This is a genomic window from Leucobacter komagatae, assembly GCF_006716085.1.
Classification (GTDB): Bacteria; Actinomycetota; Actinomycetes; order Actinomycetales; family Microbacteriaceae; genus Leucobacter; species Leucobacter komagatae.
In genome coordinates, this window is the sequence record NZ_VFON01000001.1 from 1,094,367 (window position 1) to 1,106,463 (window position 12,097).

General features: G+C 68.7%; 10 protein-coding genes. 1 reads left to right on the forward strand and 9 read right to left on the reverse strand.

Features of this window, described 5'->3' with window-relative positions; genetic code table 11:
* Positions 1-25 precede the first annotated feature (25 nt).
* The 3 genes from FB468_RS05100 to FB468_RS05110 all read right to left on the reverse strand — a co-directional run bounded on the left by FB468_RS05100 (position 26) and on the right by FB468_RS05110 (position 3,915).
* Entirely contained in the window at positions 26-1,597 is a 1,572-nt protein-coding gene (locus FB468_RS05100) for a hypothetical protein (protein ID WP_141886382.1), read from the reverse strand.
* Positions 1,567-2,469, reverse strand: a complete 903-nt coding sequence (locus tag FB468_RS05105; protein WP_141886383.1) for an ABC transporter ATP-binding protein — start codon at positions 2,467-2,469, stop codon at positions 1,567-1,569. Before FB468_RS05105 ends, FB468_RS05100 begins: the two co-directional genes overlap by 31 nt.
* Positions 2,470-2,676: 207 nt before the next feature.
* Entirely contained in the window at positions 2,677-3,915 is a 1,239-nt protein-coding gene (locus FB468_RS05110; protein WP_141886384.1) for a CDP-glycerol glycerophosphotransferase family protein, read from the reverse strand.
* A 105-nt stretch (positions 3,916-4,020) separates the two neighbouring features.
* On the opposite strand from FB468_RS05110, the gene FB468_RS05115 reads away from it, so the two are divergent.
* On the forward strand, positions 4,021-5,034 hold the full coding sequence (locus FB468_RS05115) for a glycosyltransferase family 2 protein (RefSeq protein WP_141888143.1): 1,014 nt from the start codon (positions 4,021-4,023) through the stop codon (positions 5,032-5,034).
* On the opposite strand, the gene FB468_RS05120 is transcribed toward FB468_RS05115, so the two are convergent.
* The 6 genes from FB468_RS05120 to FB468_RS05145 form a co-directional block, all read right to left on the reverse strand.
* Positions 5,031-5,810 (reverse strand): M23 family metallopeptidase, encoded by a 780-nt coding sequence (locus FB468_RS05120; protein ID WP_246055762.1) that lies wholly within the window; start codon positions 5,808-5,810, stop codon positions 5,031-5,033. The genes FB468_RS05115 and FB468_RS05120 overlap by 4 nt on opposite strands.
* Positions 5,807-6,673 (reverse strand): F510_1955 family glycosylhydrolase, encoded by an 867-nt coding sequence (locus tag FB468_RS05125; protein WP_141886385.1) that lies wholly within the window; start codon positions 6,671-6,673, stop codon positions 5,807-5,809. Before FB468_RS05125 ends, FB468_RS05120 begins: the two co-directional genes overlap by 4 nt.
* 87 nt (positions 6,674-6,760) lie before the next feature.
* On the reverse strand, positions 6,761-7,348 hold the full coding sequence (locus FB468_RS05130) for a DUF305 domain-containing protein (RefSeq protein ID WP_141886386.1): 588 nt from the start codon (positions 7,346-7,348) through the stop codon (positions 6,761-6,763).
* An 81-nt stretch (positions 7,349-7,429) separates the two neighbouring features.
* Positions 7,430-7,933, reverse strand: a complete 504-nt coding sequence (locus tag FB468_RS05135) for a DUF6153 family protein (protein ID WP_141886387.1) — start codon at positions 7,931-7,933, stop codon at positions 7,430-7,432.
* Positions 7,934-7,976: 43 nt separating this feature from the next.
* Positions 7,977-10,373 carry a CDP-glycerol glycerophosphotransferase family protein gene (locus tag FB468_RS05140; RefSeq protein WP_141886388.1) on the reverse strand — a complete coding sequence of 799 codons (2,397 nt, stop codon included), beginning with the start codon at positions 10,371-10,373 and terminating at the stop codon, positions 7,977-7,979.
* Between the two features lie 69 nt (positions 10,374-10,442).
* Positions 10,443-12,083, reverse strand: coding sequence for a S1C family serine protease (locus tag FB468_RS05145; protein WP_141886389.1), 1,641 nt, complete (start codon positions 12,081-12,083; stop codon positions 10,443-10,445).
* Positions 12,084-12,097 lie beyond the last annotated feature (14 nt).

The following is a 12,097-nucleotide window of genomic DNA, read 5'->3' on the forward strand; positions in this document are numbered from 1 at the left end:
GTTCGAACCCTATGGCAACTGGCTGCTAGTCGAAGATCTGCGTGACGGCCAGGATCTCGGGGCCCTGCCTGTCAAAGATCTTGCCGCCGATGGCGACGCCGCCGAGCAGCACGATGAGGCCGAACCCAAGACCAAAGGCGAGAGCCCAGATATTGCCGAGGAACGACGGGTCAGCGATCGCGACGGCAGACACCCAGACAGGCGCGACCGAGAGCACGAGCGCGACGGCCATGGAGACGGTCTGCGAAGCACCCGATCCAGAGCCCGACCACTGCGGCTGCACGAACGGGCTGTCGCCCGGACGCGTCGCCGGGTACGGCATGAGCGCGGAGAACACGCTCGCGACGCCCGTGGCGATGCAGAGCACGCCGACGTTCATGCCAATGACCGCGGGCAGCACACGCCAGTCCCCCATGAACGTCACCGTGATGCTCGACCCGATGACCGCTGCGGGAATCCCGAACATGAGCGCGGGGGCAAGACGGCCGGCACGATCGGCCCAGCCCTTGATCCCGCTGGCGACGTGTTCCCAAATCGCGGTCGAGTCCATCGCGATGTCGTTGTGCTGCGACCAACCGAGCAAGAGCATGAAGATCGGCAGCGGGAGCGCCGCCGCGAGCGTCACATCCGCGCCGGCCACGAGGAAGGCGGCGACAATAGCGATCGGCGCGATCGGCAGGGCGATGAGCGCGATCCGGTACCGCGGGTCGCGCTGCCAGTAGGTCAGCTGGCGTGCGGCAATGACGGGCGCGGGCTTCGCGGGGAAGCGCTCGAACCAGCCGAGGCCGCGCCGGGCGCTGAGCAGATCGCGCGGGCGCTCGATGGTTCGCAGCGAGCGGCCAACGATGGCGTACCAGCAGATCGCGAGGAGAAGCGTCGCTCCGCCGACGATGGCGAGCCGCAGCATCGCCGTCGAGCTGTCACCTGCGAGGCTGTCCGATACCGCGGCGAACGCTGCGCCGAACGGGGTCCACCCCAGCGCCCCTGCCGCATCGACGAGCACCTGATTGGTGTCGGAGCGGAAGCTCTCAGCGATGACGAAGACAAGCAGTGGCAGGAAGGCGATGCACAGCACACCACCAGTGAGCCGCACGCCCCCCGCGTAGCGCTCACCAACGATCACCTGCGATAGGCCAGAGGAGAAACGCACGGCAACGATAGCGAAGATCGCCGCGAGCACGAGCGCGAGCGCGGCGACTCCCCCGGCGGCATGCCACTCGGGGCGCGCGAACCACATCGCGACAAGCCAGGCAAGCAGCGCGAGGAATGAGTAGCTGAAGACCGTCGTGACGAGCAGCGACGTCGCGACCGATCCGGATCCCGCTGGGAACTGAGCGAACTGCCTCGGCACGAGATTGCGCCGGCTGTCGAACAGCGGCACGAGGAAAGCGGCGGCGAGGATCACCGAGCCGACAAGCACGTCGAGGACGCTGCGGAGGGGGCCCGGGGTCGTGAACCACGAGACCGCGAAGGGCAGCACGGCGGCAACGCCGAGCGCAATAACGAGCAGGAGCGCCACCCGGGCAGCCCGGAAGAAGGACCCCCTGAAGAGCCCCCCGGCGAGCGCTACTCGGAGTCGGAAGAGCCGTGCAACCACTGCAGCCCCTTCTGCGACTCGTCGATACCGGTGAGCGCACGGAAGCGATCCTCGAGGCTCACGCCGTCGCGGACGTCGTCGACCGTTCCCTGCGCGATCACAGAGCCATCGACGATGATGACGACGTGGTCGCAGACGCGCTGGATCAGCTCAAGGCTGTGGCTCGACATGACGACGCTGCCACCCCCGGCGACGTACTTCTCGAGGATGTCGGTGACGTTCGCGGCCGACACGGGGTCGATCGCCTCGAACGGCTCGTCAAGCACGAGGACATCGGGGGCGTGGATCATCGAGCACGCGAGCGCGATCTTCTTCTGCATGCCCGCGGAGTAGTCCGAGACCAGGCGGTCGAGCGCCGACTCGAGACCGAAAGCTTCTGCGAGCTCACCGCTTCGCTTCGCGACCTCAGCCTCGGCGACGCCGTGGAGCACGCCCGAATAGTAGAGCAGCTGGCCGCCCGTGAGGCGGTCAAAGAGCCGAAGCCTGTCTGGCAGCGTTCCGATGAGTCGCTTCGCCGCGGCCCCGTCGGCCCAGACGTCGACGTCGCCAACGGAGACGCGCCCCGACCCCGGCCGAAGCAGCCCGGAGATCATCGACAGCGTTGTGGTCTTACCCGCGCCGTTCGGGCCGACGACGCCGGTGAGGGACCCGGCGTGGACCTCGAACGACACCTCGTTCGCGGCGACCGTCGAGCCGTACACCTTAGTGAGCATCTCGGTGCGAAGCACAACGGGGTTCTGCTCAGCGACGCGGCCGCGCTCGCGAGCGCGGACGACAGACGGGGTCGGTACCTCGATGCGGCTGCGCGCGGGCACCTCCGCGGCGGCTGCGGGCTCCGCCGGCCGCGTACGCCGCACTCGGGGGGTCGCCACGGGCTCCGCATCGGGGGCAGGGCCGCCTGCCGGTTCACTCACCTCGCCAGCGGCATTCGCACCGGCGACCGGTCGGGTCAGCCCGGAGGGGATTTCTGCAGCACCGAACCCTGCGTCCGGAAGTGCATCAGACGGCGAAGGCGGTGTTTCTGGCAGCACCCCACTAACCTACCAAACGATTTGAGCACGAAGCGCACAGTTCGGCCACTAGTTTGCCCTCGCCGCGCCGACCCGACGCTCGTCGTCTGCCCGAGACAAGAGCGACTCGATTGCCTCACCAAATCGACGCGTCGGCGCGCCCGGCGTGGTGTCACCGAAGTATCTCGTCGACCACTCCCCGAGCCGCTCTTTCGCAGCGGCATCGCCGATGACCCGGTCGAGCACGGCCGCAATGTCACCGGCGTCGGCCGCATCGAGCCACTCACAGACACTGAGGTAGCCCCCCTCGTCGACCTCAGCCTCGGGCGACAGCGGTCGCGTCACCATGATCGGGCGCCCCGTCGCCAGGCGGTCGTAGACCATGGCGGAAATGTCGCAGATTGCGACGTCGGGCGCGCGCAGCTGCCAGCCGAGCACGGGAGAGTCGTCGTACACGTGCTGCGCGCTCGCGTCGGCCTGGTTCGCCTCGGCGAGCATTGCGATGATCCGCTCGTTCGCGGCGCCAAACTCGGGGCTCACCACGCCAGACCTCGGGTGCGGGCGGTAGACGACGCGGTGGCGCCCGGTCGCGAGCAGCTCACGAACGAGCGTCTCGCCGTGGGTGAGCACCGAGCCGTAGCTCGCGGCGGGGCGGTCGCCCTCCCACGTGGGCGCGTAGAAGACGACGGTGCGGTCGTCGGGCATGTACGCGGGGTCGCCGTCGAGGTGGTCGGCCTGCGGCCGCCCAATCGGCACAGTGCGGGTCTCAACGTCGTAGTTCCAGAGGGCGCGCGACAGGCGTGCGCGCGCGGCGTCGCCGGCGACGAACGCGTAATCGTACGTCTTGTACTGATTGCTCGTCATGTACATCTTGTCGCTCTCACCGTGGTTGATGAACACGTGCCACCGCTCGCCGTAGCGCATCATCTGGAAGTTGCGAGTGTTCTGATTGACGTAGAGCACCACGTCGAGCTGCTGCGTCGCGATGAAGCTCTCGATGCTCGTCACCTTCGGCACGAAGGCGACGTCGAGGCCACTCTCGCGCATGAGCTGCAGCGCGCCCGCCGCGTTCCGCGCGAGCACGACAACTGGCCTGGTTTTCGACAACTCCTGCAGCGGGGCGTACCACTGGCGCATCTGGTAAATGTTGACATCACTGTCTGCGAAGTAAACACCCACGCGGTAGGCGTTCTCAGCGAGGGGGCCGCGCTCATCGAGCAGCGACTTGAGCTCGAAGAAGGCCCGACGGCCTTTGAGCACCCGCTTCGCGAGCTTGACCGCACGTTTGCTGTCCTTCACAATCTGCATCTGAACAGGATAGCCCGAGAGGCAGGGCGGCCAGCCCAGAGGGCGCTGTGGGAAGATCGTCGGGTGGTCACTTCCCCAAGCACAAAGCTCGCTCCCCTGCCCATCATGCCAGCGGTGAGCTACGTCATGCCTGTGCTCAACGAGGAGGGGTTCCTTGAGCGCGCGGTCGAGACGATCCTGTCGCAGGACTACGCGGGTGAGAAGGAGATCGTGCTCGCACTCGGCCCGTCCCGCGACGCGAGCAACAGCATCGCCGAGCGCATTGCGGCGGCCGACCCTCGGGTGCGGCTCGTCGCAAACCCGGAGCGCGACATCCCCGCGGGGCTCAACCACGCAATCCGGGCGAGTAGCCACCCGGTCATTATCAGGGTCGACGCCCACTCTGAGCTGACCCCCGACTACACCGTTCGGGGCGTCGCTGCCCTGCGCGAGACCGGCGCGGCGAACGTCGGCGGCGTGATGCGCGCCGCCGGATCCTCCCCCGTGCAGCGGGCGATCGCCCGCGGCTACAACAGCCCCTATGGCCTCGGTGGCGGCGCATACCACGGCGACGGCACCCCGGGCCCCGCTGAGTCCGCGTACCTTGGCATCTTCCGCCGCGAGGCGATCGAGGCGGTGGGAGGCTACGACCCCGCGATCCTACGCGGCGAGGATTGGGAGCTGAATCTGCGCATCCGCCGCGCCGGCTACCTGGTCTGGTTCGAGCCGGCGCTGGGAGTCACGTACTGGCCGCGCGGCAGCTTCGGCGATCTCGCGAAGCAGTTTTTCGCGACCGGTACCTGGCGCGCCGTGCTCGTGCGAAAGTACGGGCGGGCGAACCCATGGCGGTTCTTCGCGCCCGGCCTGCTCGTCGTCTCTCTCGCCGTGTCGATTGTGCTTCTCGGCCTGCAGGTCGCGGGGGTGCTCCCCTGGGGCTGGTGGTCGATTGGCTGGTCACCCCTCGCCGCGTACGCGCTCGCGATCTGCTTCGCGGTGTGGCGGATCCCGGGCCAGCGAGGCCTCCGCGACCGCCTCCTCACGGGCGCCACGCTGGTCACCATGCACACGAGCTGGGGCATGGGATTTCTGCGTGGGATCCTGTTCGGGGGCGGCCGCGTCGTCGATCGGTCGCGAGCCTAGCGGCGCAGGAACGGCAGCGGATCGATCGGCTGCCCGTCGAGCTGCAGCGCGAGGTGCAGATGCGCGCCGAACGACATCCCGGTGTTTCCGACCCGCCCCACCTGCGCCCCGATGGGCACGGTCTGCCCGACGCGCAGGTCGTGCGACGCGTCTTCCATATGGCAGTAGCGGCTCGTGAGGTCTTGCCCGCCAACCCGGTGCTGGAGTTTGGCTGAGAAGCCACAGCCGTCGCTCGCCCACCCTGCCTCCGTGACGACGCCCGTCGCCACGGCGAGCACGGGTGTGCCCGCCGCCGCCGCGATGTCTTGCGCATCATGAAACCCTTCGACGGGCGCGCTCCGATACCCGAAGCCGTCCGTGAGCGGCCAGTCGACGTCAAACGGCAGACGCACCTCAGAGTCGCTCAGCGTTAATGACTGCAGCTGACCGGCGGCGAGCGCCCCGGCGGTGGACTCGTTGGCGGCCGCGCCGGGCGCCTGGCGCGGCGCCGGCACCTCCTCGAGGCGCACGGTGCCGACGGCGTCAAGGACTGATCGGGCCTCAGGGACGTCGACGCTTTCGAGCCCCTGGGCGACGGCAGCTAGGGCCCTTTCGTCCTCGCCGGGCGGGAGGAGCGCCGCCGGGCTCATGACGGCTGGGAACACGGCGGCACCCCCGATGAGGCCCGCCGAGATGAAGGCCGCAAGCCGGGCCGCGGCTCGGCGCGGGGCCGGGGTCAGGTAGGTCGCGCCGCGTTGTCGCCCGGCGCCGGGGGCTTGGCCGGGGCCGGAGTTCACAGGATCACCTTCGTTTCCCCGCCCGCGTACTCAACGACGCCGCGATCGTCGAGGACAATCACCCGCTCGCCCGAGGTACCGAGGGCCTGGGGCCGGCCGGCCACGGTTCCGAGCTGTTCCCAGCCCGCGTCGGAGCCGCCGCGCCAGAGCACGCCATCGGATGCGATGCCCGCGAGCTGCCCGCCCGGCAGCGCCTCAATGAGCGCAAGGGCCGGGCTGTCAGGGACTGCTTCAAAGGTGGCGCCACCGTCCGCGCTGCGCTGCAGCCCCTGCTCGGTGGTCGCGTATAGCACACCGCCGCTCAGCGCGAGGTCCGCGACGGGCAGTGCTGCGCGGTCGGCCCACGTGCGACCGCCGTCGGCGCTAACCACGATGTTCGGCCTCGACGAGCCCACGCCGTAGAGCACGCCGTCTTCGCCGGCCGTCAAGACATGAAAGTCTTCCACTCCGGTGAGGGCCACGGGCTTCCACGAGGCTCCGGCGTCATCGCTCTGAATGATGCCGAGGTTCGGCGAGCCAAGCTCGGCCGGTGTGTCGGGGCCGGGATGCCCCGAGGCGACGAGGTCTGTGCCGAGCGTCGCGAAGCCCATGGCATCGAACCGGTTGCCCCCAATCGGCCCGGTGAGGTCGCCTGTGGCACTGAGCGTGTAGATGCCCTGGTGCGTGGCGAGAAGCAGGTTGTCTGAGTCTGGTGCGCCCGTCACTGCGTGCACGTGCTCGAGGTCCGCGAGCGAGGCGGTGCCGGCCGCGCCAGGGGCTGAGGTACCTGCCGAGGCGTTACCTGAAGGGGCGTTCGGTGCGCAGGCGGTGAGGGTGAGCGCCGCGGCAAACGCCGCGATGATGAGGGGAATTCGGGTCTTCAATGGGTCTCCAAAAGTCGCGTGGGCGGGCGACGCTCTGCGCCGCACCGCTCGGGCCGAGGCGCGGTGCTCCCGCGCCTCGGCGTGGGGTTAACGGCGAGCGAGCAGATCCTGCATCGCCGCGATCTCAGCGGTTTGGTCGGCGACGACCTGCTCGGCGAGTTCGATGACGTCAGCGTTGCTTCCCCCGTCGAGGGCCGCCCGCGCCATCTCGACCGCGCCTTCGTGGTGCTCGATCATCTGCGAGAGGAACAGCTGCCCCATCGTGTCGGGGTCGGCTGCTGCGAGCGCGGTGAGGTCATCCTCCGACAGCATGCCGCCCATCGCGCCGTGGCCCGCCGCGGCGTCAGGGTCATACTCGACGCCCCAGCTCTCGAGCCAGGAGAGCATCCGGTCGATCTCGGGCTGCTGAGCGGCCGCCACGTTCTCGGCCACCTCCCGAACACCAGGGTCGATGTCGGAGGTCTTGAGCACGATATCGGCCATCTGCACCGCTTGCTCGTGGTGCGGGATCATCATGGTGACGAACATGATGTCTGCGGCGTTCGCCGCGCCCTGTTCGTTCGAAGCGCTTGCCGAGCTCCGCTCATTCGAGGGGGTCTCCGTCGTGGCGCAGCCGGTGAGCACGATCGAGAGCGCGAGTGCGGCCGCGCCAAACGCCAGTGTGGTCTTTTGCATGTGAGTTTCTTTCAGTCAGGTGAATACTTCGGGTGCTACTGGCGGCCCGGAGCCGCCCGCCCGCGAGGGCGCAGCGCGTATTCAGGTCCGGCTGATTGAAAGCGTGATGAGTGAGGGCGTCGGGGGCGGGAGGAGCCGCCGCGCTTGAACGGCGAGCGCGGTCAGCGACAGGGGCGTCGTTCGCAACCAGTGACCAACTGATGGAATCACCAGCAAGAGCATGCCGACGATGAGCGCCAGCGCGCAGGCAAACGCCATCGCGTCGTGGTCTGGTGCGTGCTGGTCGGCCGGGGCCATGTTCTGGGCCGCAGGGGCGTGAGCCCCCTCGGCGAGGGCCACGCCGTGCTCGGAGGCGACGGGCGCGCCCTGACCTGAAACGACGGGCGAACCGTGCCCGGAGACGACGACCCCGGCCTGCTCGGCCCCCTGGTCAGGGCCACCGGCGAGCGTGTGCATCCCGAGCAGCCCGACGATCACGAGCAGCGTGCCCGCGAGCGCACCGAAGAGCGCGCGCCACGAGCGGCGTGCACTGTACGCGCCGCGTGCACCGCGTGCGCCCACACCGCCAGCTGCTCGTCTGTCCATGTGATGGATCGTAGCAACGGCTGTGCGGTGCGCGGCTGAGCGTTTACCGAGACGCCTGAGCGTCGGCGTTCAGGGCCCCAATCGCGAGGAGTCGATCCACCACCCGCGCTGAAGCGCCGCCGTCATCGTGCGGCGTGAAGCGATCACGCCAGGAAGCGTAGGCGTCGCGGTACTCCGCGGGAATGCGCTCCCCGTCGCCTTCCCTGGGTAGCTCGCCGGCAAACGTTACGAGGTCTTCGCGCGAGCGAAGCAGCGGGCCGGGCGCACTCGCTTCGAAATCGAAGGTGAATCCGCGCTCGCGGTCGCGGTAGTTGGCGAGGTCGGGGACGAAGAAGGCGAGCGGTACGCCTGCAACGGCGGCGTCAAACATGAGCGACGAGTAGTCGGTGACCACGAGATCCGCCGCGAGAATGACGTCGTTGATGTCGGGGTGAGTTGACGCGTCGATCACTCGCGGATGCATCCGCAGGTAGCCGCCATGCTCGTGAGTGCGCGTGTGCCCCCTGGCGATAACGATCCAGTCGTCACCCAGCTCTGTCGCGAGCGAGTTGACGTCGAGCGCGTCGATCGCCGTCCCGCCACCATCGCGCCACGTCGGGGCGTACACCAGCACGGAGGCGTCGGCTGGCACGCCGAGCTCCTGCCGCGCGCTCGCGACAACGATCGGGTTCAGCGTGCCATCGATGTCGGCGACGGCGAGCCTGTCATCGCGCGGGTAGCCCGTCTCGAGGATCTCACCGTCGAAGGCGTAGCTCGCACGGAACTGCTCGGTCGAATGCCCATTCTGCGACAGCATGAGACTCCACCTCCGGCTCTCGCGCCGAATCGCGAGGCGGGTGCGCAGCGATACGTTGGGGCGTCCGAGCGCGAGGTGTTTGAGCATCGTACCGTGCCAGGTTTGCAGCACGGTCTGGCCCGAGCGCCGTGTGAAGCTGAACCGCAGCCAGTCGTTCACGACGAGCAGTCGCGACAGGCGCCTCGCAGCGAACCACTCGGGCCCACCGACGAGCAGCGGCGTCGCCCCCTCGGGTACTGCCTGCCGCTCGTTCGTGACGCTCCAGTACCTCGGGAGCGCAGGAAAGCGCGCAGCGATCTCGCGGTCGAGCGCGAGCGGGTTGCAGCTGACCTGGCGGCCGTAGAAGCTTTCGAAGAACACGCCGTCGGCGTTGACAAGGCGCTCAGCGGGCAGGTGCAGTCGTTCGATCGCTGCGAGCACGCGGGCGGCCGAGCGGCCATCGCGGTGCGGGTGGAACCGGTCGGCGAGCGCCCTGGCGGCCCTCGCCGATTCGCGGTGGCCGACGCTTCCCGCGTCGAGCAACTCCCCCAGGCTCCCCGAGACCCCGCTCCAGGAGCGCTCGATCGGAGCGCCGGCGGTCACCTCGAGCGCCTCGTAGAGCCCCCGTGTTCGCGTGTATTCCTCAAGGTCCGGTGCGAACCAGCACACAGGCCTCCCAAGGAGCGAGAAATCAACGGCGAGCGACGAGTAGTCGGTGACGACGACGTCAAAGGCGCCGAGCAGCGGCGTAATGTCGCGCGCGAGGTCTGAACCGAGGAGGTGGATACGCTCACCGAGCGCCGCGGAGTACTCGCCCTCACCGAGGGGATGGGACCTGATGATGAGGCGTGCGCCCGCGGTTTCAAGCGCGGCACGGAGCGCGGCGATCTCGGTCTCGCTCGGGATCGCCGGATCAGCCTCGCCGTCACGCCACGTCGGCGCGTAGAGCACGAGCCGCTCAGCACCAGCGATGGGGTTTCCGGCCTGCGGTTCCAGGAGCCGCTCAACCTCGTCACGCGCTGCGCGGGCGGCCGCCGGCTGCGCAGCCTGGCGAGCGAGCGCATCGTCTCGCGGGTCGCCGAGCACGGCGACCTTTCCCGGGGCGACTCGGAACGCGGAGCGCAGGCGCTCGGCCGCGGTCACCGACCCCGCGACGTACAGCGCGACCTGCTTCGTGCCGCTCGCGTACATTCGTCGGAGCACTCCGCGCAGGAGAGCGGGGCCGCCGACGGCTGTCGTGACCGGCGAATCAAGGTGGATCCGTTTGAGCGGGGCCCCGTGCCAGAGCTGCACGACGGTACCGCTAAACACCCCAAACCGGTTCACATCGCCAAGGCCGTGCGTCACGACAAGCGTCTGCGCGCGCAGCGTCGCCCAATACCCGCGCCAGCCCCGGCGCGTGATTGCGGTGAAACCCTCCTGCTCGGCGAGGCGTCGCTCGGCCTCGTCGGCGACCAGCCACTGCACTTCCGTGTCGGGGCGCGTGTCGCGAAGCTCACGAGCGAGCGCGAGCGCTCCCTCGCCCACGCCGATGCCACTGCCGAACGCCCAGGTGCCCGCGACCCTCGGCACGACGAGGGCGAACAGCCACGACAGCATGTATTTCGGGATCGCGAGAAGCTTCGAGATGTTGCCACTCGCGAATTGGAATCGACCTGTACTCATTTGCTTCAACTGTAGAACACGAAAGCGGGCACCGTTTCCGGTGCCCGCTTTCGCGAGAGAGGGTCTCGACTACCAGTCGAGAGTGCCGAGCGTTGCGGTCGTCTGACCGGCCACGCCCCGGCGAGTGTAGTCGATTGTCACCTCGCTGTCGCCGGCGTGCATCCGGATCAGTGCCGAAACCGAGGTTCCGTCTGCGGCGGGCACGCCGTCGACGGCGGTGATGACGTCGCCGATCTTCAGCCCGGCCTTCGCCGCTGCACCGTCGCGCACGACCTCCTTGATGAGGCCGCCGGCATGGTTCGCGTCTTCGTCGTCATCGAGGCTCGAATCGACGACGCTCGCGCCGAGCAGGCCGTGGGTCGGCTTCTCGCCTGCAATGATCTCGTCGGCGACGCGGGTCGCGAGGTCGGCCGGGATTGCGAAGCCCAGGCCCGCGCTCGAGGCGTTGCCCTCGGTCGCGCCCGGCGAGGCGATGGCAACGTTGATGCCGATGAGTTCGGCCTTCGCGTTCAGCAGCGCGCCGCCCGAGTTGCCGGGGTTGATTGACGCGTCGGTCTGCACAACGGGGAGGGTGACCTGCCCGCCCGTCTGCTGCGTGTTGTCTTGCTCGCCCGGGGTGTCGAAGCGGAAGTCCCACGGGAAGCCGCGCCCGCTGTCAGGAGCGTCTTCGCCGCGGGGGTCTTCCTGCCCCTCCTGGCTCGGATCCTGCGGGATGAGCGCGCTCCCCACCGAAATGCCGCGGTTGAGTGCGCTCACGACGCCGCTCGTGACGGTGTTCGACAGGCTCATCGGGGCACCGATCGCGACTGCAAGGTCGCCGACGTTGACGTCGCTCGAGTTCGCGACCGCGATGGGGGTGAGCCCCTCGGCTTCGACCTTCACGACCGCGATGTCTGAGTACGGCGCGACACCGACGAGCTTCGCGTCGAACACGCGCCCATCGCTGTGCTTCACGCGAATACGCGGGTCTGTCGCTGCGCCGTCAAGTGTCACGACGTGCGCGTTGGTGATGATGTAGCCGTCTTCGCTGTAGATGACTCCGGAGCCGGAGCCCGCTGCGTTTTGTGACTCCACCGACAGCGTGACCACGCTCGGAGTTCCGACCATCGCCACACCCGAGATCTCGGTGGCGGTCTCGGGGTTATTCAGCTTCACCGTTCCGCTCTGCTGGCTGACCGCGTTGTTCTTCGGGAACGAGTTCGCAACAACGAGCGACGAGACGCCACCGCCGACGATTCCGCCGATGAGAGCGGCAACCGCGAGACCCGCGAGGAACGTGCCGGTCGAGTGGGTGCGCTTCTGCGGTGCGGCTGGACCCTGCGGTGCTGCCGCAGCCGGGGCGGCGAGCGTGTCATGCAGTGCCTGCGTCGGGTACTCCTGCGTCAGGTTGTGCTGCGGCCCGCCGGGCTGCGCTCCAACACCGGGCTGGCCGAGCCCCGACTGGTGCGCCGTCGGGTAGCCCCCGGGCTGCGCACCGGGCTGAACACCGAAGGCCTCGCCTGGCTGTGCAGTTGGCTGTGCAGTTGGCTGTGCAGTTGGCTGCGCACCGGGCACTGCGCCCGGCTGCTCCGTAACCTGCTGAGGCGTGGCCTGCTGAGGCGTGACGGGCTCCGCCGCGATGGGCTCAACCGGCTGGGTCGGATCGTGCAGCGGACGCTGTGGTTCTTCTGGTTCAGCCGCCTGGCCCAGGGTGTCGTTGTTGTCAGCCATCGTGGCTCCTCTCT